This is a genomic window from Pedobacter ginsengiterrae, from assembly GCF_039537385.1.
Taxonomy (GTDB): domain Bacteria; phylum Bacteroidota; class Bacteroidia; order Sphingobacteriales; family Sphingobacteriaceae; genus Pedobacter; species Pedobacter ginsengiterrae.
Map to the genome: position 1 here is coordinate 1 of NZ_BAABAK010000018.1, position 23,145 is coordinate 23,145.

General features: G+C 36.0%; 17 protein-coding genes, 1 tRNA gene and 1 other RNA gene. 13 read left to right on the forward strand and 6 right to left on the reverse strand.

Annotated elements, in window-relative coordinates:
* Positions 1–417: 417 nt before the first annotated feature.
* Positions 418–490, reverse strand: a tRNA-Lys gene (locus ABD692_RS16845).
* A 179-nt stretch (positions 491–669) separates the two neighbouring features.
* Here ABD692_RS16845 and ABD692_RS16850 point away from each other — a divergent pair.
* The 3 genes from ABD692_RS16850 (at position 670) to ABD692_RS16860 (ending at position 5,252) form a co-directional block, all read left to right on the forward strand.
* On the forward strand, positions 670–3,108 hold the full coding sequence (locus ABD692_RS16850) for a glycoside hydrolase family 95 protein (RefSeq protein ID WP_344768833.1): 2,439 nt from the start codon (positions 670–672) through the stop codon (positions 3,106–3,108).
* A 211-nt stretch (positions 3,109–3,319) separates the two neighbouring features.
* Positions 3,320–4,606: a sugar MFS transporter gene (locus tag ABD692_RS16855; protein ID WP_344768835.1), complete on the forward strand. Its 1,287-nt coding sequence runs from the start codon at positions 3,320–3,322 to the stop codon at positions 4,604–4,606.
* 139 nt (positions 4,607–4,745) lie between these two features.
* The gene (locus ABD692_RS16860) at positions 4,746–5,252 is read left to right on the forward strand and encodes a D-glycero-alpha-D-manno-heptose-1,7-bisphosphate 7-phosphatase (protein ID WP_316760147.1); all 507 of its coding nucleotides are present in this window, start codon (positions 4,746–4,748) and stop codon (positions 5,250–5,252) included.
* 196 nt (positions 5,253–5,448) lie between these two features.
* On the opposite strand, the gene fsa is transcribed toward ABD692_RS16860, so the two are convergent.
* On the reverse strand, positions 5,449–6,108 hold the full coding sequence (gene fsa / locus ABD692_RS16865; RefSeq protein WP_316760150.1) for a fructose-6-phosphate aldolase: 660 nt from the start codon (positions 6,106–6,108) through the stop codon (positions 5,449–5,451).
* 85 nt (positions 6,109–6,193) lie between these two features.
* Positions 6,194–6,293, reverse strand: an RNA gene (gene ffs / locus ABD692_RS16870) — signal recognition particle sRNA small type.
* A 415-nt stretch (positions 6,294–6,708) separates the two neighbouring features.
* On the opposite strand from ffs, the gene gltB reads away from it, so the two are divergent.
* From gltB to ABD692_RS16900, 6 genes are all read left to right on the forward strand, one after another.
* Complete coding sequence (gene gltB, locus ABD692_RS16875) at positions 6,709–11,208, forward strand: glutamate synthase large subunit (protein WP_316760153.1); 4,500 nt, start codon at positions 6,709–6,711, stop codon at positions 11,206–11,208.
* Between the two features lie 3 nt (positions 11,209–11,211).
* Positions 11,212–12,678 (forward strand): glutamate synthase subunit beta, encoded by a 1,467-nt coding sequence (locus ABD692_RS16880; protein ID WP_316760156.1) that lies wholly within the window; start codon positions 11,212–11,214, stop codon positions 12,676–12,678.
* Between the two features lie 241 nt (positions 12,679–12,919).
* Complete coding sequence (locus ABD692_RS16885; RefSeq protein ID WP_344768842.1) at positions 12,920–14,008, forward strand: metallophosphoesterase; 1,089 nt, start codon at positions 12,920–12,922, stop codon at positions 14,006–14,008.
* 210 nt (positions 14,009–14,218) lie between these two features.
* The gene (locus ABD692_RS16890; protein ID WP_316760164.1) at positions 14,219–14,584 is read left to right on the forward strand and encodes a SpoIIAA family protein; all 366 of its coding nucleotides are present in this window, start codon (positions 14,219–14,221) and stop codon (positions 14,582–14,584) included.
* Positions 14,585–14,593: 9 nt separating this feature from the next.
* Positions 14,594–14,746: a hypothetical protein gene (locus ABD692_RS16895; RefSeq protein ID WP_316760166.1), complete on the forward strand. Its 153-nt coding sequence runs from the start codon at positions 14,594–14,596 to the stop codon at positions 14,744–14,746.
* Positions 14,747–14,765: 19 nt separating this feature from the next.
* Entirely contained in the window at positions 14,766–15,572 is an 807-nt protein-coding gene (locus tag ABD692_RS16900) for a mechanosensitive ion channel family protein (RefSeq protein WP_344768845.1), read from the forward strand.
* A gap of 1 nt (position 15,573) precedes the next feature.
* On the opposite strand, the gene ABD692_RS16905 is transcribed toward ABD692_RS16900, so the two are convergent.
* On the reverse strand, positions 15,574–15,945 hold the full coding sequence (locus tag ABD692_RS16905) for a response regulator transcription factor (protein WP_344768847.1): 372 nt from the start codon (positions 15,943–15,945) through the stop codon (positions 15,574–15,576).
* A gap of 145 nt (positions 15,946–16,090) precedes the next feature.
* Between ABD692_RS16905 and ABD692_RS16910 the strand changes: the two genes are divergently transcribed.
* The 4 genes from ABD692_RS16910 to ABD692_RS16925 all read left to right on the forward strand — a co-directional run bounded on the left by ABD692_RS16910 (position 16,091) and on the right by ABD692_RS16925 (position 19,754).
* Positions 16,091–18,301: an ATP-binding protein gene (locus tag ABD692_RS16910; protein WP_344768849.1), complete on the forward strand. Its 2,211-nt coding sequence runs from the start codon at positions 16,091–16,093 to the stop codon at positions 18,299–18,301.
* Position 18,302: 1 nt separating this feature from the next.
* Positions 18,303–18,722: a response regulator gene (locus ABD692_RS16915; protein WP_316760177.1), complete on the forward strand. Its 420-nt coding sequence runs from the start codon at positions 18,303–18,305 to the stop codon at positions 18,720–18,722.
* Between the two features lie 85 nt (positions 18,723–18,807).
* Positions 18,808–19,392 (forward strand): biliverdin-producing heme oxygenase, encoded by a 585-nt coding sequence (locus tag ABD692_RS16920; protein WP_316760180.1) that lies wholly within the window; start codon positions 18,808–18,810, stop codon positions 19,390–19,392.
* Between the two features lie 182 nt (positions 19,393–19,574).
* A complete protein-coding gene (locus tag ABD692_RS16925; protein ID WP_116249844.1) occupies positions 19,575–19,754 on the forward strand; it encodes a histone H1 in 180 nt (59 codons plus the stop codon).
* Positions 19,755–19,935: 181 nt separating this feature from the next.
* Here ABD692_RS16925 and ABD692_RS16930 read toward each other — a convergent pair whose 3' ends face one another.
* Both ABD692_RS16930 and ABD692_RS16935 read right to left on the reverse strand, forming a co-directional pair.
* Positions 19,936–20,970: an HmuY family protein gene (locus tag ABD692_RS16930; protein WP_344768856.1), complete on the reverse strand. Its 1,035-nt coding sequence runs from the start codon at positions 20,968–20,970 to the stop codon at positions 19,936–19,938.
* Positions 20,971–20,995: 25 nt separating this feature from the next.
* On the reverse strand, positions 20,996–23,074 hold the full coding sequence (locus tag ABD692_RS16935; protein WP_344768858.1) for a TonB-dependent receptor plug domain-containing protein: 2,079 nt from the start codon (positions 23,072–23,074) through the stop codon (positions 20,996–20,998).
* Positions 23,075–23,145: the final 71 nt, after the last annotated feature.

The window sequence follows — 23,145 nt, forward strand, 5'->3', positions numbered from 1 at the left end:
GTCCAAAATAATAATGTTGAACAAAATTAAATAAACTTCTCAACTCCCCAACTTTTTTGCTTGATCCGGAATTGGAGCCAGGGGACTACAGGCTTATGAAGTTTGAAAATGAGGAAAAGATTAAAAACCTTGAAAATGATCTGATGGAACTGGCTGGCGACCGCACAAATATACCCGAACTGATTAAAGAAATGGTCGATACATCGGTAAAGGTTGTTTCTAAATACCCCAAACAAAGCGTTACTTTTCAAAGGAAGTTTGTAAACGCTATTTATCCGCAAAAATTGGTCTTCGATGACGAGACTTATCGAACACCTAAAACAAATCCGGGAGCGGCTCTTATTAGTTTGGTTAACAAGAGGTTAGCTGAAAACAAAAATGGGAAAGAACTAGATTTTTCTAGTCTTTCCCATCAAGTGATCCCGCTGGGATTCGAACCCAGGACCACTACATTAAAAGTGTAATGCTCTACCAGCTGAGCTACGGAATCAACTTAATTGAAACGTTTAACCGTTTCCTTTAAAGTGGTGCAAATATAGGGTTCAGGAGTATTTCCTGCAAATAAAAAATTACAAAATGCGCTACTATATTGATTTATAGGCGAATTAATTTATTGGCTTCGTTTTTAGTGAGTAAAATCATAATTTTAAAAACCAAATATCATCCTTTATGCCAAAATTGTATCTGTTAATCGTGCTTTTTGTTTTTTCACTTTCCAGGTTATCTGCTCAAAAAGCCGCTATTCAGGTTAAATTCAATAAACCAGCCACTTCCTTCGAAGAAGCCTTGCCCTTAGGAAATGGTCGTTTAGGTGCTTTAGTTTATGGCCAAACGACTAAAGAAAGGATTGCATTGAACGAGATTACTTTATGGTCTGGAGGCATACAAGATGCGAATCGCGATAGCGCATATTTATATCTTAAGCCCATCCAACAGTTGTTACTGGATGGAAAAAATAAGGAAGCACAATCGCTATTGCAGAAAAACTTTGTTTCGAAAGATGATGGTTCACATTATGGGAATGCCGCCAATACCCAATATGGTTGTTACCAAACGGTAGGAGATCTATTTATTCAGTGGAAGGACACCTTAAATAAAGTTTCGGGTTATAGCCGAGCACTTGATATAGAAAAAGCAGTTGCAGAGACCAGGTTTATCAGAAATGGTGTTTTGTTTACAGAAAAGGTTTACACCGATTTTATGAGCGATGTAACGCATGTTAAGTTTTCGGCTGGTAAAGCAGGTGGTTTAAATTTCAAAATTTCCCTTTTTAGAAAAGAGCATGCCGCCATAAACTCAATAAACCATACTATTATAATGAGCGGACAGCTTCCCGCTGGAAAAGATTTGGGTATGAAATTTATTACTATGGTTAAACCCAAAATAAAAGGCGGCTCTATTAGGGTAGAGGGTAATGAACTCGTGATAGAAAATGCCACCGAATGCGATTTAATTTTAAATACGGAAACCAATTATAATCCTGTAAATGCCAGCTTAAGTTCGGTTGATCTTGTTTCGCTTTGCAAGAATAAAATTAACAAGGCTTTTGCTGAAGCAGAATATGTTTCTTTTCTAGCCCATGTCCGTAAATATCAGTCATTTTATAACAAGTGTAAACTGAGTTTTAGTAGCAAAGATTCTAACGAATCGCTAACGACAAACGAACGATTAGCCTTATATCAGGCAGGAAAAAGTGATGCGAGTTTACCTGCGCTTTACTTCAACTTTGGGAGGTATCTACTTATATCTTCTTCCAGAGCAGGTTTAATGCCTGCAAATTTACAGGGGCTTTGGGCAACTGAATACCAAACGCCCTGGAATGGAGATTATCATTTAAACATTAACCTGCAAATGAATTATTGGCCTGCAGAGGTTACCAATGTATCTGCACTTACACAGCCTTTATTTCAGTTTACTAAAAATTTAGTGCCCAGTGGAACAAAAACAGCTAAAGCTTATTATAATGCTGATGGTTGGGTGGCACATGTAATTGCGAATCCGTGGTTGTACACCTCACCAGGCGAAGGTGCAGAATGGGGTTCTACTTTAACGGGTGGCGCCTGGTTGAGTACGCATATTTGGGAGCATTATCTGTACACAAAGGATGTTAATTTCCTAAAATCGTATTATCCTGTTCTGAAAGGTGCCGCTCTTTTTTTAAAATCAGTTTTGGTTAAAGAGACGAAAAACAATTGGCTAGTGGTGTCGCCATCTAACTCTCCAGAAAACACCTATATAACAGCTGATGGTTTTAAAGGACAAACGGCAATGGGGCCAACTATGGATATGCAAATCTGTCGTTCTATATTTAATGCAACCATTAAGGCAGCGCAGATTTTAAAAACCGATGCCAGTTTAAGTCGGGAATTAGAGGCGATTGTGCCCCAGCTGGCACCAAATCAAATTGGCGCTCGGGGCGATATTAATGAATGGCTGGAAGACTGGGCAGATGCAGAACCGAAACATCGTCATGTTTCTCATTTATTTGGGTTATATCCTTATGATGAGATTACGCCCTGGGATAATCAAAAACTTTCGGAAGCAGCGAAACAAACTTTAAACCAAAGAGGAGATGATGGCACGGGTTGGAGTAAGGCCTGGAAGATTAATTTTTGGGCCAGACTTGGTGATGGAGATCATTCACTGCTGCTGTTGAAAGAGCTTTTGAGGCCTGTAACAGGTAGTAAAATGAATATGCAAAAGGGTGGTGGCACTTATCCAAATCTTTTTTGTGCGCATCCGCCTTTTCAAATTGATGGTAATTTCGGGGGAACAGCAGGTATTGCAGAAATGCTGATTCAAAGCCATGGTAAAAATAATGTAATTCGTTTTCTGCCTGCTTTGCCTGCTGATCGGGATTGGCAAAGCGGAAGTCTCAAAGGTTTTCGCGCTCGGGGAGGTTTTGAAATCGATGCAGTTTGGCAAAATGGGATTTTACAGAAATCTACAATTGTAAATAAGAAAGTTAGTGGTATTTGTATGGTATTAGTGCCTAAACATTTAAACCTGTACAATTCCAAAGGTAAAGCAGTTAAAATTGAGCGGGATGTAGATGGAACGGTTAAGTTTATGGCTCAAAAAAATGAAATTTATAGTTTAAGAAATTAATGCGCTTAATAGGTGATTCTTTTAAGCATGAAATTCGCTGTGAATTTGGTTTTTACCTTGATGAATTTCATGTATTTGTGATGAAATTGTTTTTTATGTCGGGTTTGGCTTGATAAAATGAGTAAAATTTAAATTGCGCAAACGTTTGTTTAAGGAAAACTTAAAATATTTGTTTAGTTTGGCCTTATCAACTTAAACCAAACTAATTTTTATGTCGAATACTACAGATTTGGGTCAATCCAAAGGCCCGAAGCCACTTGTTATTATCTGCGCACTCTTTTTTATCTTTGGATTTGTAACCTGGGCTAACGGAACATTAATTCCTTTTTTTAAACTTTCTTTTGGTTTATCAGACATTCAGGCTTTTCTGGTTACGTTTGCTTCTTACATGGCTTACTTTTTTCTTTCGCTTCCTTCATCCTGGATCTTAAAGAAAATTGGTTTTAAAAATGGTATTATTTTAGGTTTAATTGTACTTGGAATAGGATCATTACTTTTTATACCAGCGGCTCAAACCAGAACATTCGGCTTGTTTTTGACGGGTATTTTTGTTCAGGGAGCGGCATTAGCATTATTGCAAACCGCTTCTAATCCATATTTAACAATTATTGGCCCGATTGAAAGTGCTGCAAAACGAATTAGCATTGCAGGTATTTGTAATAAGTTTGCGGGCATAATTGTACCATTTATTATGGGTACACTTTTCCTGAAGAATGCTTCAGAAATTGAGAAAAAAATCGAAGTGGCTACAGGCCTTGCTAAAGAACAATTATTAAATGATGTTTTGGGTCGCGTGAATATGCCATACGTCGTTTTAGCTATTGTTTTTTGCTTATTTGCAATTGTTATCAAGTTTACACATTTACCCGAAGTTAATGTTGAGGAAGATGTAATTGATGAAGAAAAAGGAGTGGTGGTTAAGCATAAAAGCATTTTCCAGTTTCCACATTTGTTTTTGGGTGCTTTATGTATTTTTGTTTATGTGGCTGCAGAAGTAATGGCTGGCGATATTATTGGTGTTTACGGAAAAGCATTAGGCATAAGTGCCGATATCAGTAAATACTTCACTTCGCTAACTTTAGGCAGTATGCTGGTTGGTTATATTATCGGAATAATTACCATACCCAAATACATTTCGCAGCAGTTTGCTTTAAGAATTTGTGCCATTTTAGGTTTAATTTTTACGATTGCCGCCTACCTGACGTCAGGTTATACTTCCGTAATTTTTATTGCTTTATTGGGTTTGGCTAACTCTTTAATGTGGCCTGCAATATTTCCTTTAGGCATTAGTCATTTGGGCAAATTCACTAAAACGGGTTCGGCTATAATGGTTATGGGGATTGCGGGTGGTGCAGTTTGGCCTTTGCTGTATGCTTTTATTAAAGATCATTTGCATCTGGATTTTCAATTGGCATATTTTATTACCGTTATGCCTTGCTATCTCTTCATTCTTTATTTTGCGATTAAGGGCTACAAAGTTGGATTAAATTTAAAATAGTAAAGCCTAATATATTTATGATTAAGCCTAATCCTAATCAGATTAGGCTTTCTTATGCCATTATTTTTTTCCTACTTTTGAGCCAATTCGGATGTAATATTAAATCATCCTCTTACACATCTTACATTTTATAACGTTTATGAATAAAGCTATTTTTCTGGATCGTGATGGCGTACTTAATCACGAAATATACGATTACATTACCCGTGTTGAAGATTTCAAAATTTTAGATTATCAGATACCTGTTTTAAAGAGATTTTTTGATGAAGGTTATTTGCTAATTGTGATTACAAACCAGGGCGGAATTGCGCTAAAAAGATATACCGAACAGGAATTAGCAATTATGCATCAAATGTTAAGAAATGCTTTTGTTGCTAAAGGCGCCGATATTGCAGGTTTTTATTATTGCCCGCATCACCCAACTGTTGGTGGCGAATGTAAATGTCGTAAACCAAAATCGGGAATGTTGTTAGATGCGATTGATATGTACGAAATTGATCCTGCGTTATCTGTAATGATTGGCGATAAACCAAGAGATGTTGAGGCCGCAAATGGGGCAGGAGTGAAAGGTATTTTAATTGAACCTGATGAACAGATTAATTACGAGCAGGTTAAGGAAGTGCTTCGCAGGGAATCTTTAGTCTAGCCTTTGTGTTCTTTTGGTTCCAGTAGTTTTGATGGTGCTTCAACAAGCTCAGCATAACAGTTTACTCGTTTATTACCAGGAGAACGTTTTAATTATAAAAATAAAAAAAGTCCTAAGTTTAAAATCGATTTGATTCTTTACTTAGGACTTTTTTATGTTGAAGACAGGCTTTAGCTTTTGTCTTGAAGCTTTAAAATTATTTACCAGCAGCTTTAGCGTGATCAGCTAAGAATGTTGCTAAACCGCTATCTGTTAAAGGATGTTTTAATAAACCAACAATTGCAGCTAAAGGAGCCGTAATTACATCAGCGCCCAATTTTGCACAGTTTACAATATGCAACGGACCGCGGATAGATGCTGCTAAAATTTGAGTTTCGTAACCGTAGTTATCAAAAATTGTTCTGATATCTTCGATTAAAACTAAACCATCGCTAGAAATATCATCTAAACGACCTAAAAATGGAGAAACATAAGTAGCACCAGCTTTAGCAGCTAATAATGCTTGTCCTGCAGAGAAAATTAGGGTACAGTTGGTTTTAATTCCTTTTGATGAAAAATATTTGATTGCTTTAACGCCATCTTTAATCATCGGAACTTTAACAACAATTTTAGGATTTAATGCAGCTAATGCTTCACCTTCTTTAATGATTTCATCGAAAGTAGTAGCGATAACTTCTGCACTTACGTTATCTTCAACGATATCGCAAATCGCTTTATAATGGTTAATTACATTTTGCTCGCCAGTAATACCTTCTTTAGCCATTAAGCTAGGATTAGTGGTTACGCCATCTAAAATGCCAAGATCATGCGCTTCTTTGATTTGATCAAGATTTGCTGTGTCGATAAAAAATTTCATGGTTATAAATTCTAATATTTGAGTTTCAATAATTGAACCCTGAAGAATTTAATTCCCCCTTCAGGGGATTAAGGGAAAAGAAAAAAAAGGGCAAGCACCTTCTATCGCACCGCTACAACCTTCTACCCTTGCTATGTTCCCATCCTGGGGGAGTTCAAAGGGAGCTGGTCGTAAAAGACTTGCCCGCCACAAAGGTAGAAAAAGAAGTTGTTTTGCAAAATGCATTTTTCTCTTTTTTTAGTCATTATGGCTATATGGCTGATTAGTAATTTAATAAAATTTTAAACGGTAAAATTAGATGGTGATATAATAAGACTTAAAACAAACTGTAGTTACTTTATAAATGAATATAATATTTATATATAAATTATTTATTTTACGATTTTAATTATAAAAATAGTTTAAAATTGATATTTATTGTACAATCTTACCATTATAAATTTGATAATTATTTTATTGATAAATTACTATATTATTAATTTAAATGTTAAAGTTTACATATAAACTAAAATAATTCCAAAAATCATGTTAAGTCTGTAATTTAATAATCGTTTTTTGTATCTTAGTGTTTCCTATACACTAACAACTAACGAGCAAAGAATGGAACCAAACAGTGGATTGTACGATGCGCAATTTGAACACGATGCCTGCGGTATTGGGTTCGTTGCACATGTGAAAGGGCGAAAATCGCATCAAATCATCTCCGATGCACTTACTATTTTAGAGAATCTAGATCATAGAGGGGCATGTGGAGCAGAACCAAATACAGGCGACGGCGCTGGTATAATGATTCAGATTCCCCATGAATTTTTTTACGATGAATGCCTAAAAACTGGCTTCAGTTTACCAGAAACGAATAATTATGGCGTAGGCATGTTGTTTATGCCTAAAGATATTCGTTCGAGAGAGGAATGCAGAGAACTTATTTACCGTGCGGCCGAAAAGCTTGGATTAGAAATTTTAGGTTTCAGAAAAGTAGATGTTGATATTACAGACATCGGCAATATGGCACTCTCTGTAGAACCAGAAATTGAGCAGGTTTTTATTGCTCGTCCTTACACTGTTAATCCAGGCGCTGATTTTGAGCGTAAACTATATATTTTCAAGAATTACCTGATTAAGCTCATCGTAAATACGGTTCATGGTGGCAAAGATTTTTATATTGTTTCTCTTTCTGCACAAACCATTATATATAAAGGACAGTTAACTTCATTACAGGTTCGCACTTACTTTAACGATTTAAGAGATAAAAGGGTGGTTTCTGCCCTGGGCCTGGTTCACTCTCGTTTCGCAACCAATACATTTCCGTCATGGAGATTGGCTCAACCTTTCCGTTTTATAGCACATAATGGTGAGATTAATACTTTACAAGGAAATTTAAACTGGTTTAGAGCTGGGGTTAAGTCATTTGCCTCCGCTTATTTTACTCCAGAAGAATTGGATATGTTATTGCCTGTTATCGATGAGACCAACTCAGATTCTGGCTGTTTAGATAATGTTATCGAATTATTACTGCATGCAGGAAGAACCTTGCCTCATGTTTTAATGATGCTGGTACCAGAGGCTTGGGATGGAAATGAAGATATGGACCCAGTTAAAAGGGCTTTCTACGAATTTCATGCTACATTAATGGAGCCTTGGGATGGTCCAGCTGCAATTGCTTTTACCGATGGAAAATTAATCGGCGCTACTTTAGATCGTAATGGTCTTCGTCCGTCGCGTTATGCCATTACTTCTGATGATCGCGTAATTATGGCTTCAGAAGCTGGTGCCTTAGCTATTGACCAAAGCACAATTATTGAGAAAGGGCGTTTAACACCTGGCAAAATGTTCGTTGTAGATATGGAACAGGGGCGAATTATTAGCGACGACGAAATTAAAACTCAGGTTTGCAGCAAAAGTCCTTACGCAGATTGGATTAACCAATATCAAATTCGCTTAGAAGAATTGCCTGAGCCACGTGTAATGTTTACTGGTCTTTCAGAAGAATCTATTTTCAAGTATCAGCAAGTTTTCGGTTATAGCAGAGAGGATATTGATTTATTGCTTAAACCAATGGCAATTGAGGCTAAGGAGCCGATTGGTTCTATGGGAACTGATACACCTTTGGCTATTTTATCAAAGCGCCCACAACACCTATCTAACTATTTCAAACAGTTATTTGCTCAGGTAACCAATCCGCCTATCGATCCAATAAGGGAGAAGGTGGTAATGAGTTTAGCTAGTTTTATGGGTAGCAATGGTAACCTATTGGATGAAGACCCGAAAGAAGCACACTGTGTAGCCATTAAACACCCAATTCTTACTAATCAAGAACTGGAAAAATTAAGAAGTATTGATACTGGTGTTTTCCAGGCCAAAACTTTACAAACTTATTTCAGGGCTGATGGTAAGCCTGGCGCTATGGCAAAGGCATTGGATCGCTTATGTCGTTATGCGGTTGATGCGGTTGAAGATGGTTTTCAGGTTATCGTATTAACGGATCGAGCAATCGATTCAGAACACGCTGCAATGCCATCTCTGCTGGCAGTTTCGGCCGTTCATCATCACTTAATCCGTAAAGGCTACCGTGGTGCTGTTGGTATCGTAATCGAGGCTGGTGATATATGGGAAGTACATCACTTCGCTACTTTACTAGGGTTCGGTGTTACCGCGATTAATCCATATTTAGCTTTAGAAACTGTAAATGGTTTCCAGGAAGAATCTGGTTTATCGGCTGAGCAATTAACTAAAAACTATATTTATGCTGTAAATAGTGGTTTATTAAAAATATTCTCTAAAATGGGAATTTCAACCTTGCAATCTTATCAAGGTGCACAGATTTTCGAAATTTTAGGTTTGAACAAGCAAGTTGTAAATAACTATTTTACAGGAGCGGTTTCGCGGATTGGTGGTTTAGGTTTAGATGAAATTGCAAAAGAAACTTTAATTAAACACCATCGCAGTTTCGGACCAGCAACGCAAACTGAAAACTTATTACCAGCTGGTGGTACTTACAAGTTCCGTCGCAAGGGCGAGGCGCATTTATTTAACCCTCAAACTATACATTTATTACAAAACGCTACCCGCAAAAACGATTACAATATTTTCAAACAATATTCAAAGCTGGTTAATGAGCAAACACAACAAGCTTACACCATTCGTGGATTGTTTGAATTTAACTACAGCCGTCCGTCGGTTCCGTTGAATGAGGTAGAATCGACCGAAGCAATTTTAAAAAGATTTGCAACAGGAGCAATGTCGTTCGGGTCAATTTCTCACGAAGCACATTCAACCTTAGCTATCGCGATGAACCGTATTGGAGGAAAAAGCAATACTGGCGAGGGCGGTGAAGATGAGATGCGATATACTAAGATGGAAAACGGCGATAGTATGCGTTCGGCAATTAAGCAAGTTGCATCTGCCCGTTTCGGTGTTACCAGTTACTATTTAACCAATGCTGATGAGTTACAGATTAAAATGGCTCAAGGTGCAAAACCTGGCGAAGGTGGACAATTACCTGGGCATAAAGTGGATGACTGGATTGCAAAAGTTCGTCACTCTACACCTGGAGTTGGTTTAATTTCGCCTCCACCACACCACGATATTTATTCGATCGAAGATTTAGCACAGCTGATCTACGATTTAAAAAATGCCAATCGCGCAGCAAGAATTAACGTTAAGCTGGTTTCTAAAGCGGGTGTTGGTACAATTGCAGCTGGTGTTGCGAAAGCGCACGCCGATGTAATTTTAGTTTCGGGTTTTGATGGTGGTACAGGTGCATCGCCACTAACTTCTATTCAACATGCGGGTTTACCATGGGAACTTGGTTTAGCAGAAGCACACCAAACTTTGGTGAAAAATAAATTGCGTAACCGTATTGTTTTACAAACCGACGGTCAGTTAAAGACTGGAAGGGATATCGCAATTGCTGCATTGTTAGGTGCTGAGGAGTGGGGGGTTGCAACTGCTGCGCTAGTAACAGCAGGTTGTATTATGATGCGTAAATGTCATTTGAATACTTGTCCTGTTGGCGTTGCTACTCAAGATCCTGAATTAAGAAAATTATTTAGCGGTGATGCAGATCACGTTGTTAATTTATTCCACTTCCTGGCAGAAGAATTACGTGAAATTATGGCTGAACTTGGTTTTAGAACCATTCACGAAATGATTGGTCAGGCAGATATTTTAAAAGTGCGTGAATTACCTTTAGAAGATTGGAAATTAAAGCACCTCGATTTATCGGCAATTTTGTTTAAGGCAGAAGATAATGGCTTACCGTTATTTAACACAGAAGAACAAGATCATGGCTTAGCCAATGTTTTAGATCATCAGTTGATTGCTGCTGCGCAACCAGCCATAAATAGTAATGAACCTGTTTTCGCAAGCTTTAACGTTAAAAATACAGATCGCTCATTAGGTACTATGTTATCAAATGAGATCTCGAAAGTACATTTAGGTCCAGGTTTACCTCCCGATACCATTAACTTTAAATTTGTAGGTTCTGCAGGACAAAGTTTTGGTGCCTTCAATACCAGGGGCGTAACCTTATCTTTAGAAGGCGAAGCAAATGATTACGTTGGTAAAGGATTATCAGGTGCCCGCTTAGCCATTTACCCTTTTGCAAATTCTACGTTTATTCCCGAACAAAATATAATTATTGGTAACGTAGCGCTCTACGGCGCAACATCTGGCGAATTATTTGCCCGTGGAAAAGCTGGTGAGCGTTTCGCTGTGCGGAACTCTGGTGCTACTGCGGTAGTAGAAGGCGTTGGCGATCATGGTTGTGAATACATGACAGGTGGAGAAGTTTTAATACTTGGAGATACCGGAAGTAATTTTGCAGCTGGTATGAGCGGTGGTGTAGCCTGGATTTACGATCCTAACGCAACATTTGCCCGTAAATGCAATAAAGAAATGGTTGATTTAGATCCACTTTTAGCTCATGATGAAGAACGAATTTTAGCTTTATTAAAAAGCCATATTCGTTTAACAGACAGTAAAGTTGCAGAATTTATATTAAGTGATTGGAAAACTCAATCGAATCATTTTGTAAAAGTATTCCCTAAAGAATACAAAGCAGTTTTAGCAAAACGTAGTCAACAAGTAAAAACACACTAAGCCATGGGAAAAGTAACAGGATTTCAAGAATACGACAGAGTTGCGCCCACAAGAGAAGAGGCTAATACTCGTGTAAAACACTACGGAGAATTTTTAAACGAATTACCCGCTAAAGAATTAAACAATCAGGCAGCCCGCTGTATGGATTGCGGTGTTCCATTTTGCCAATCAGGTTGCCCATTGGGTAACGTAATTCCGGAATTTAACGATGCCGTTTATCAAGGCCAATGGGAACTTGCCGCAAATATTTTGTTAAGCACCAATAATTTCCCAGAATTTACTGGAAGAATTTGTCCTGCACCTTGCGAATCGGCTTGTGTGCTGGGAATTAATCGTCCGCCAGTTTCTATTGAGGAAATTGAAAAGCATATCATAGAAATTGCCTTTGATAAAGGTTTTATTAAAGCGAAAGCACCATTAATCAGAACTGGTAAAAAAGTAGCGGTTATTGGTTCAGGTCCAGCAGGTTTAGCGGCTGCAGCTCAGCTAAATAAAGTTGGGCATGAAGTTACTATTTTCGAACGTGATGATGCTCCAGGCGGCTTATTAAGATACGGTATTCCTGATTTTAAACTACAAAAGAATGTGATCGATCGCCGTATCGATTTAATGAAAGAAGAAGGTATTTTATTTAAGTGTAATGCAAACGTTGGAGAGAATGTAGAGATTAGTACTTTGCTACGTGATTTTAATGCAGTGGTTTTGGCTGGTGGTTCTACCATTCCACGCGATTTACCAATTTCTGGTAGAGAAGCTAAAGGCGTACATTTTGCCATGGATTTCTTAAAGCAGCAAAATAAACGAGTTGCCAATAAATATGTACTTGCAGAAAATATTATGGCAACTGGTAAAAACGTAATTGTTATTGGTGGTGGCGATACAGGTTCTGATTGTATTGGAACTTCTAACCGTCATGGCGCAAAATCGGTTACTCAATTTGAGATTATGCCGATGCCGCCTCAATTACGAAACGAAAACATGCCTTGGCCAACATATCCTATGCTTTTAAAAAATACTTCTTCGCATGAGGAAGGTGCACAAAGAGCATGGTCGGTTAATACCAAAAACTTTATAGCCGATGAGGATGGTAATTTAAAAGCGCTTAAAGTTGTTGATGTAGAATGGGAAATCGATGCCAATGGCCGACCTGTAAAATTTACAGAGGTTGCTGGAACGGAAAGAGATTTACCATGTGAATTGGTTCTTTTGGCGATGGGCTTTTTACATCCACAAAAAGAAGGTTTGATCGATAAATTAGGTGTTGAATTGGATAACCGAGGTAATGTAAAAGCATCGGAACATACTTATCAAACCAATATTGCAAAAATCTTTGCCGCAGGCGATGTTCGCCGAGGACAATCTTTAGTGGTTTGGGCTATCTCTGAAGGTAGAGAAGCTGCACGCAAGGTTGATGAATATTTGATGGGAACAACCAAATTGCCATCAAAAGATGCGATTGCTTATGTATAAGTAAAATTTATAGTTAAATAATTCAGGAAAAGGCTACAGCTCAGTGTTGTGGCCTTTTTTGGTTTTGCAGTGTTTGTTGTATATAAACCTGGTTGTAGTGGCAGCTCCCGATTTGCAAAATCGGGACTAAAACGAAAAACAGGACTGAAGATGCGATGAAAAACGGAGTGTTCCTTTTCAAATAATTGAATTAAAATAATGTTTTCTTTTTTGTTAAGTTTGATATAAATCAGGCCATATTATGAGGAAATTTTTGCAGAAACTATTAAGTGCCTGGGTTATTCGGATGTCGAACAGGTTTGGCTCCAGACCAGATAGCAAACGAATATTTGATGCATTAACCAAGCTTTATCAGAATTTGATTACATCGCCAGGTAAAAGAGGCGAGGTTTTAGAAATTAATTCGGAAAGTAAATTTATTATTTTTTCCGATCAGCATAAAGGCGCCAGGGATTTTGCCGATGACTTTTCTTTGGCAGAAAAGAACTATCTGCAAGCATTGGATAATTATAATAAATTAGGTTTTAGCTATATTAATTTAGGCGATAGTGAGGAGCTTTGGGAAAATCTTTTGGAATCGGTAATTAAACATAACAAGAAAACATTTGCGGCCGAGCAACTATTCTTAGATCGTAATGCGTTTATTAAAATATTTGGCAACCACGATTTGTATTGGGATAACGATCCTTTGTCTCAATTTAATTTGAACCGTATTTATGGCAAAGTAATCAGAATTTACGAGGGTGCTATTTTACGGTTTAAGGCAAACGAAAAGGTATTGGATATTTTTCTAACTCATGGGCACCAGGGCGATTTACAAAGCGATGGAAATTGGTTTAGTAAATGGTTTGTAAGTACGATTTGGGCACCTTTACAATCTTACTTAAAGATTAATCCAAATACACCAGCTTATGATAATCAACTTAAATCTGTTCATAATGTACTGATGTACAGTTGGGTTGCCGAACAGAAGAATATAGCCTTAATTACTGGCCATACACATCAACCTGTTTTTGCATCGCTTACACATTTGGAAAGATTATATGCGAAACTGGCTAAAGCAAATGTAGATAACAACAAGGCTGAGATAGATTTTTTAACTGCGGAACTAAGTAAACGCGTTGCCAAAGGCGATGAACAGCCTAAGTTAAACAAATACAAATCAGCTTATTTTAACTCGGGTTGTTGCTGTTATAACGATGGCGACATTACTGGAATTGAAATAGAAAATGGGTTAATCAGGTTAATCAAATGGTCGTACAAAACAAGTAACGAACCTGAAAGATATATTTTAGAAGAAATGAAATTAGAAGAATTGATGGATATTTAACCGTCTTCATTACCGAAAGACTAAGTGCCATTTGCAGACTAAGAAACTATCATAGCCTCAAACTCTTTCCTCATACCAAGTATAAAGCTTTAAAATTTAATTCGTTATCAACCCAATCAGGGTTTAATACGCTATCCGATTTTTTAGAAATTTTTCGTGAATAAAACATCTTTTGCAATTCTACTGTTTATATAGAATAAATTGAAGAATATGTTAATAGAAATAACAGGTTTACCAGATAACATTTTTGGCGTTAGGGCAACAGGCGAAGTAGATGCTAATGATTTAAAAGATGTTTTGTTACCAGGATTAAAAAGGACTGCAGATCGGTTTGGTGAAATTAGGTATTTGCTGGTTTTAGAAACTGATGTAAAAAATTTTACAGCTGGTGCCTGGGTTCAGGATGCTAAAGCAGGCTTGCAAAACTTTACTAAATGGGAAAAAATTGCAGTTGTAAGCGCTGAAAAAGGAGTAGAGTGGTTTACAGATGTTTTTACTATTGCAACTCCTGGAAGTTCGAAGGGCTTTAAACCCGAAGAAATTGAAGAGGCCAAAGCATGGTTGGCTAAAGATTAAAATTAAGCTATGAAAAATTCTAAAACTTCGGCTGAAGATAGCAAGGCTACCGCACCGAAAAGTTCGAAAGCTAAAGGTGCTGATGAAAAAGTAACATCGGCAAAAGATGCTAAAAAAGTAAATGTAGAAAAAGATAATCCCTCAAAACATAAGAAACCTTAAATGCAAATAATTGATTTTTATGAAGTTAGATGCTGATAAATTACACCTTTTCTATAATAAAATTTACGAATGGATTATTACAAAGGGTCCTTCAGTAATTTTAGGATTAATCGTTCTTTTTGTAGGTTGGTGGTTGATAAAATTGCTTGGCAGGTGGTTACAAAACGGAATGCAAAGAAAAGATGTTAATCCATCTTTGCGGCCTTTTTTAACGAGTTTGGTATTAATTACGTTGCGCATTTTGTTGGTGCTAACCGTAATGCAAATCATTGGTGTTCAGCTAACTTTTTTAACAGTACTAATTGGCGGTATTGGTGTTGCAGCTGGTTTGGCATTATCTGGTACACTACAGAACTTTGCAAGTGGCGTGCTGATCTTATTATTAAAACCATTTGTTGTTGGCGATAATATCATTGCTCAAAATCAAGAAGGAACAGTAAAATCTATTCAGATATTTTATACAATAGTTACCACATTCGATAATAGAACCGTCGTTATTCCAAACAGTAAATTATCTAACGAGGTAATTATTAACATAAGTAAGCAGGGAAGTAGAAGGTTGGATATCGAAATAAAATTTAGTTACGGAATTGATTTTGATGCAGTAGCTGAAATTTTTAACCGAACAATAGATGATTTTAAAAATTGCTTAAAATCACCTGAAAGAAGGATTGGAGTTTCTAGTTTAGAAGATAATGGTTTTAAAGTTGTTTTAAATGTTTGGCTAAAAGCGCACGGTTTTATCGACACGAAGCTTGCCTTTCAAAAAAAGCTGTTACAAAACTTAAAAGATGGTGGAATTAAATTACCAGGAATGCCCGATTAAATTAACGCTTTTTTAGGAGCGCATAAATTTTATCCATCAATTCATCAATGTTAAATGGTTTAGCCATAAAATCATCCGCTTCAACATTATCAAGCATATAATTAGTAGCGTTGTACCTTGCAGAAATCATTAAGACTGGAATGTGTTTGGTAAGGTTATTTTCTTTTAATTCTTTAAGTAATACCCTGCCATCAATATCTGGAAGCATGATATCCATTATAATTACGTCGGGTTGGAATTCGAGTACATGGTTAAGGAAATTGGAGCCTTGATTTAATCCAGAAACATTAAAAGCTTCACTTTCTAAAATAAGGGTAATAACATCTAAAATTGCATGGTTATCTTCTATAACCAAAATGTTTTTCTTTGCCAAGGTTTGGGAAGGATTTTTAAATTCGATCAAATATAAGATAAAAAATAAATCTCAAAACCATATATAGCTAATTAGAGTTATTCTAAAGAGTAGTTTTATTTGTAAAACGGAAAATTCTGATATTTTTGTAAGCCTTAATCTTTTTATGAATAAATTTTCTGTCGATTTAACCAACTGTGATAAAGAACCCATCCATATTCCTGGTAAAGTTCAATCGCATGGATTTTTAATCGCTATCGATAAAATCGATCTTACGATTACCTATATAAGTGAAAACACTTCGCTTTTTTTAAATGAAGCTGCAAAGGATTTGCTAAACAAACCAGTTTCGATACTTTCTAGTCATATCAAACAAGACCCTGCTTTAAACGTTGCAGACCTTTTAAATATTGGTATCATCAGGAAAAGTTTTGATGCAATTAGTCCGCATCCAGTAGAAATAAATGGAAATCCATTCTATTTAATCATTAACGCATCTACAAACGATTGGTTGCTGGAGTTTGAACCTGTAACCCTACAGTATGATATTCAAAGTTTAATCGGTCGCTCGGCTTCGGTAATGCTGCAAGGTAAATCCGTATCGGCGTTGCTTAAAGGTGCAGCTGTAGAAGTAAAAAAGCTTATCAATTATGATCGTATCATGATTTATAAGTTTTTGGATGACGGACACGGTGAAGTTGTAGCTGAAGAGAAAGAAGATGATCTTGAACCATTCTTTGGTTTACATTACCCTGCTTCTGATATTCCAAAGCAAGCAAGAGAACTGTATAAATTAAACCTTACCAGACTAATAGCCGATGTAAATACGGCCGATTCTCCAATTATAACCTTTAAAGAAAATGCTCCGCTTGATTTGACAAATGGTAGTTTGCGAGCTGTTTCTCCAATTCATATTCAATATTTAAAGAATATGGGTGTATATTCCAGCTTTAGTATTTCACTAATAGTTAATGGAGAATTGTGGGGTTTAATTGCCTGCCATAATTATAGTCCGAAATTTATTGATTACAAGGGAAGGGAAGGCTCTAAGTTGATTGGCGAAATTCTGTCGTCAGCATTAGAATATAGAGAGGCCGAAGAAGATTCGGAAGTGGTAGAGCAGTTTAAAGATACGGCTTCAGTACTTCAGGAACATTTGAACAGAGATAAATATTTGGTTGATGCTTTAACGAAACATGATCGAAATCTTTTAGATGTAACCAAAGGAACTGGTGTGGCCATTATTTTCGAAAATGCTTTAAAAACTATCGGAAATGTGCCTGATGAACAATCAATTTGGGAACTTGCTCATTGGTTAAAGGATCATAGCGATGAATCTATTTACCATACGCATCGTTTGTCTGAGATATTTCATCCTGCAAAAAAATACAAAGATATTGCATCTGGTATTTTGGCGTGTTCTATTAGTAAAAATCCTGAGGAAGTAATTATTTGGTTCAAACCAGAACAAATTAATACGGTAAATTGGGCTGGTAATCCTGATAAGCCTGTTGAGCCATCAGAAACTGGAATGGCAAATTTATCACCCCGCAAATCTTTCGAAATCTGGTCGCAGGTTGTAAACAATACTTCAGAAAAGTGGCTGGCTGAAGAAGTTAGTTCAGTTTTACGAATTCGCGAAATTATTATTACTTATATTAATAAAAAGGCGAATGAAATTCGATTGCTTAATGAAAAACTTCATGCTGCCTATGAAGAGTTAGATACTTTTAGTTATACGATATCGCACGATTTAAGAACACCTTTAACATCGATAAAAACCTATGCAGAGTTAATGCAGAGAAATAAAAGCATTGATGAAAATGGCAAAAACATGCTCGATAGAATTTTAAATAGCGCAGATAAAATGAATTTTCTTATCAAAGAAATTTTGAATCTGGCGAGGGTTGGGCGGTTAGAAATAATTTTTGAAACAGTTGATATGCAATTGTTGTTAAAAGATATTATTATTGAAGTTAGAGCGGCTTTTAAAGCAGACAATGCCGAACTTATTATAGGGCAATTGGTTGATATAAAAGGCGACAAAACTATGATTGCACAAGTATTTACAAATTTGATTAGTAACGCCGTTAAATACTCATCAATGGTTGAAAAACCAAAGATTGAGATAAGTTCGTATATAGATGGAGGAGAGACGATCTATGCGGTTAAAGATAACGGTATGGGAATTGATAACCGTTATTACGACAGGGTTTTTGAGCTTTTTAAGCGCATGGATAATGTTAAAGAGATTGAAGGAACAGGAGTAGGGCTTGCTATTGTAAAACGCATTGTGGAGAGACATAACGGAAGAGTTTGGTTTGAGAGTAAACTAAATTCAGGATCTACATTTTTTGTAGCTTTTAAAAACAGATAAAATGATTACACCAGATATATTTTACGTGGAAGATGATATGGATTATGCATTTTTTATGCAAAGCGCCATACAAGAGGTAAAAGACTCATTAAATTTAAGTATTGTTGAAGATGGTACAGAAGCGTTAGCAAAATTGCAGGCTTTTGCCGATAGCAAAACAAAACCTAAATTAATTTTATTGGATTTAAATCTACCTGGCTTATCTGGCTTGGATTTATTAAAGTTTATAAGAGATATTCCGTATCTTAAATCAGTTCCAGTGATCTTATTTTCAACTTCTGATAATCCTGAAGATGTAAAAGCTTCTATCGAGTTTGGTGCAAATGCCTATATGACTAAACCTAGTGGTTACGATAATCTGGTAAAATGTGTCCACTCGGTACATGATTTTTGGTTTAACCAGCACTTACGGTTAAATTAATTTTGATACTAATAAAAAGATTCGGGTTTTATAATTCGAATCTTTTCTTTTTTAATAACCTTTTAAAATTTAGATAAAACCTATTATGATTGCCAATTTATTGAGAACACAAACTGCTGGAGCACATGAGGCGCTAGAATCGTTGATGTTTGTTAACGAGATTATGAACAATTCGTTAAGCGTAGAAAACTACAAAAAGCTTTTAACTATTAATTATATCATCCACCAAAAATTAGAGAACAAATTAGCAAACATGCTTGATGCTGATTTAGCAAACAAACTAGATATGAATAGCAGATTAAAATTATCTGCTCTAGAACAAGATTTGGAATACTGGAATATTGATAGCCTGACTTTACCAGAATTAAACTTCGACTTATTTGTGCCTGATCAAAACAATGCTGAGGTTTTAGGCGCTTTATATGTACTAGAAGGGGCTACACTGGGCGGAAACGTAATTAAGAAGCATATTTTAGCTAATTCAAATTTCACTGATCATGAAGGTGGTTTAAATTATTATGGCGTATATGGCGAAGAATTAGGTTCTAAATGGAAAACTTTTGTCTCAATCCTTAATGAAAGTGTTGCTGAGGCCGATTATGAGCGTTGTGTGAATAGTGCAAATGAAACCTTCAATAATTTGATTCAATTATCAAAACAGTTGAGTTAAGTGCGCTAATTTTAAGCAATATATTTCAAAAAATACATCTATAATACAGTCAGGGCATTTTTTCGATTGTTAGAATGTGCAAAACTTCTTCTAAATTAATATTTGCTTTCTGTTGTTAATTCAAGGTAAATATGTATTATTGAAAAAATAAATTTTTTAAACCTTAAAAACATCAATTAGCGATGGAAAAATTCTCAAAAGTTAAAGCTGCTGTTGCTGCGATTGAAGCAGATGTAGAAAAATTTTATAATGCTGGCAATGCAGCTGCTGGTACACGTGTGCGTAAAGCAATGCAAGATCTTAAAGTTTTAGCACAAGAAATCCGTGCAGAAGTAACTGACAAGAAAAATACTGGCAAATAATATTTCGCGAGTAAGAAACAAAAAGGCCACGATACTTCGTGGCCTTTTTGCGTTTAAAGCTTTTTAAATCTAATAAACAGGCTTAATCTGCGGGTTTAAAAAGAAATGCTTATAAAAAGATAAGGCCCACCCTCGCGGTAGGCCACTATCCAACTAACAAAACATATTTTTAAGGATGCTATTATCCCTTTTTAACTAATTTATATTCGAATACTGGCTTACCACGCTCACCACCGTCGCTTCCAACACCCATACTTACAAATCTTAGTTTGTAATAATTACCAGCACTATCTTTAACTATATAAAAACGATCGGTTTTAATACCCGTACCTGTTGTTACTCTCCATTTACTTCCAATTGCATCTTTAGTTGTTAAGAAAGTTAAGCCAGTTAAATTAGTTTCTGCAAAAGTTGCATAGGTTAAAGTACTTGTAACTACCACTTCAGCAGCAGAAACACCAGCTAAATTGTTTACAGATATGAAATCCTGGAACCAGTATGGAGATCCTAATCCAGAATTATAAGTGCTGTAACTCCAAGAAAAATCCCATGCGGTTTTTACTGGTTCTGCTTGTACAATTTTGTTGCTTTCTAAAGAAACAAATACAAGATTATAATCTGCATTTTTAGGAACATCTAAAGTTTTAATTGTTGTTTCTCCTAATCTTGCGTATTGTAATTTATAACCTGATCCACTGCGTGTAACTTTAATTTTAAACCATTTATCTTTGTCTTTATTTCCCTCAAAGCTAATTAGGTAAACTTTATTGTCAGCATCAGTAGCTGCTACTTCAGCAAATGCAGTTTTAGTAATGTCACCATCCCAATAATCTGTTAATGCAACTGTAAGGGGATCAGTTAGATCATGGTTTAAATTTACTGCCGTACCTGGGTCAGCTAACGTAACCGTAGCAATATCTGTTTTAGAGGTGGCAACGGCTGTAGTTTGATAAGATGCATTAAGTACAACTCTAAATTTACTATCGGATGTTAAACCTATATTGAAACTTTTTCTATCTACAGATGATTGTTTGTCTGTACTTAGATCAGCATAAACAATATTTGCATAGTTAGATTCAGCTGTTTTACCACTTAAGGTTATTGTACTACCATCAGAAGGTGGCACAACAATAATGGGTTCTTCATTATCTTTTTTACAGGCTGTAAAAGTTACCGCTAAAAAAGCGATTGCAAGGATTGAGTTTAATTTATTCATGTTTTTAAATTTTTAATTTGATTGCTTATTTACTCCAGTTAAATGTTAATCCTAAAACATAAGATCTGCCATAACTATAGGGCACGCTACCACCTCCAGTACTATGTGCACCGCCGCTTGATGTTGAAGTGTTACTGAGTTGAGTAACGTTAAATAGATTTTTTATGCCAGCATTTATTGTGATGTACTTGTACAAGCTTTTGTTTAACATAAAATCGGCTAAGTTAAATGCGCCTATTTCTGCCAGTTTATACCCTGATGCTTCTGTTGTACTGGTTACATAACTTGGAACTTTACCGCTGTACTTGTAGAATAGACTAACATTTGCCCCAATTTTTGGGAGGTTATAAATTATTGTGGTTGTTAATTCAGGCGACCAAGAAAACTCTGGAATTGATAAATTCGGATTACTTTCTAACTGATCATTATATCTACCGATGTAAGATACTCCCAGTACTACATTTAAATTCTGATATATAAGCGTATTATCGAGCGTAAAGCCTGTAGTTTTAAATTTTGCAATATTGAATAAGGTCGTAACTGAGGCATCGTTGGTTGATTGTAAAAAACTTATTCTGTTTTTAAAAAGATTATAAAAACCTGCTAAAGTTGAACGAAATTGAAAATTATCGTTTTTTAAACCAGCCCAGGTTAACGAACCGTTAAAGCTGTTAGATTCTTCTGCCTTTAAATTTGGATTACCTATAATATTATGACTGGCATCTACAAAATCATAATAAAGTTCTCTTAAAGCTGGCGATCTAAAACCTCTTGCATAAGCTAGTCTAAGATCAAAACTTTCGCTCAAACTAAATTTAGTGTTTAATGATGGTATAACTGGTGGCGCATCATAAACCGAATTTTTGATAAACCTAAAACCTGGTCTGATATTTATGCCATTAGCTGGTTTAATTTCGGATGAAACAAAAAAAGCATAATCATTGATAATAGGAGAGCCGTTAATTCTTTGTCCAGCTGCAGCGTCCCTGTTAAATTCGAAACCAGGTTGTAAAGAAATTTTATCGCTGATAATGTATTGCAGTGTACTTCTAAAAATGGTAGAGTTAAATTTAGCGGTATCCTGTTTGCCTTGTTCGGTACTTAAAGCATCAACTCCTGTACTAAAGTTATGATTAACAGTTCTTGTTAAACGTTTTAAATCTGAATATCCAGCGATAGTGGTTAACTGAAGTGAAGGACTTAATTTCCACTCCGATTGTAATTGGTTAGTATATCTCTTCGTTTTAAATTGTTGCCACTCTGCGATATAGTTAAGGGTATTCATGCCACCGCGACTCTCGATTTCTTCCTGCAAAGCATCAAGTCGGTACCATATATTAAAGTTCTTATTTCTGTACCCAATTTTGGTATTTCCTAACCATTGTTCTTTAGGTTTCCATCGGTTCCCACTTTGAATATCCAAATCAACAATTTCTCTCGGTGTTGTACTCGGTTTAATGTTCCAACCTGCAAAATCGTTATGGGTAGCACCAACTAATAAACTCCAGCCGTTATTTTGCCAACTCAAATTTAAATTTTGGACATGATTTCCTTTGTTAGAAAAAGCACTATACTCTTTACCTACAGTTTCTTCTTGCACTCTTGCCGAAATATTAAGTAAAGATTTGCCAGCATTTTTAGTAATGATATTTATTACACCAGCTAAAGCATCCGAACCGTAAACAACAGACATAGGCCCTTCAACTATTTCGATCCTATCAATGGTATTAATATCAATCTGATTTAAACTTTCCCTGGTATCTGAACGATCGATCATAGGTACGCCATCTAGCAATACTTTTACGTTTCTACCTGTCATCCCCATAATCTGAACATCAGTTGTGCCCAAGGTTAAATCATTGCTAAATCTAAAACCAAGCTCTGTATTTAAAACTTGTTGCACATTAACTGCCCCTCTAAGTCTAATTCTTTCCGCACTGATCGTTCTAACATTATAAACTGAATTTTTTAGGGTTTGTGGGCTAAATTGCCCTGTAACTACAACTTCTTTTAAATCTTTCGACTTAGCGGTATCAATTCTAACTTGTTGACTGAAAGCTGTAAAGCTAGATAACGATAACAGCAATGATAAATATATCTTCATTTATTTAGACTAATTATAAATAATTGTGCAAATTTGTGCATTATCAAAGAATTTGAATAACGCGAAACGGA

Bases quoted from the DNA above. Each gene is read 5' to 3' on its own strand.
- ABD692_RS16880 (WP_316760156.1), top strand. From the start codon at position 11,212: ATGGGAAAAGTAACAGGATTTCAAGAATACGACAGAGTTGCGCCCACA.
- ABD692_RS16915 (WP_316760177.1), top strand. From the start codon at position 18,303: ATGATTACACCAGATATATTTTACGTGGAAGATGATATGGATTATGCA.
- ABD692_RS16910 (WP_344768849.1), top strand. From the start codon at position 16,091: ATGAATAAATTTTCTGTCGATTTAACCAACTGTGATAAAGAACCCATC.
- ABD692_RS16920 (WP_316760180.1), top strand. From the start codon at position 18,808: ATGATTGCCAATTTATTGAGAACACAAACTGCTGGAGCACATGAGGCG.
- ABD692_RS16855 (WP_344768835.1), top strand. From the start codon at position 3,320: ATGTCGAATACTACAGATTTGGGTCAATCCAAAGGCCCGAAGCCACTT.
- ABD692_RS16850 (WP_344768833.1), top strand. From the start codon at position 670: ATGCCAAAATTGTATCTGTTAATCGTGCTTTTTGTTTTTTCACTTTCC.
- ABD692_RS16930 (WP_344768856.1), bottom strand. From the start codon at position 20,970: ATGAATAAATTAAACTCAATCCTTGCAATCGCTTTTTTAGCGGTAACT.
- gltB (WP_316760153.1), top strand. From the start codon at position 6,709: ATGGAACCAAACAGTGGATTGTACGATGCGCAATTTGAACACGATGCC.
- ABD692_RS16925 (WP_116249844.1), top strand. From the start codon at position 19,575: ATGGAAAAATTCTCAAAAGTTAAAGCTGCTGTTGCTGCGATTGAAGCA.
- ABD692_RS16895 (WP_316760166.1), top strand. From the start codon at position 14,594: ATGAAAAATTCTAAAACTTCGGCTGAAGATAGCAAGGCTACCGCACCG.
- ABD692_RS16860 (WP_316760147.1), top strand. From the start codon at position 4,746: ATGAATAAAGCTATTTTTCTGGATCGTGATGGCGTACTTAATCACGAA.
- ABD692_RS16885 (WP_344768842.1), top strand. From the start codon at position 12,920: ATGAGGAAATTTTTGCAGAAACTATTAAGTGCCTGGGTTATTCGGATG.
- fsa (WP_316760150.1), bottom strand. From the start codon at position 6,108: ATGAAATTTTTTATCGACACAGCAAATCTTGATCAAATCAAAGAAGCG.
- ABD692_RS16935 (WP_344768858.1), bottom strand. From the start codon at position 23,074: ATGAAGATATATTTATCATTGCTGTTATCGTTATCTAGCTTTACAGCT.
- ABD692_RS16890 (WP_316760164.1), top strand. From the start codon at position 14,219: ATGTTAATAGAAATAACAGGTTTACCAGATAACATTTTTGGCGTTAGG.
- ABD692_RS16900 (WP_344768845.1), top strand. From the start codon at position 14,766: ATGAAGTTAGATGCTGATAAATTACACCTTTTCTATAATAAAATTTAC.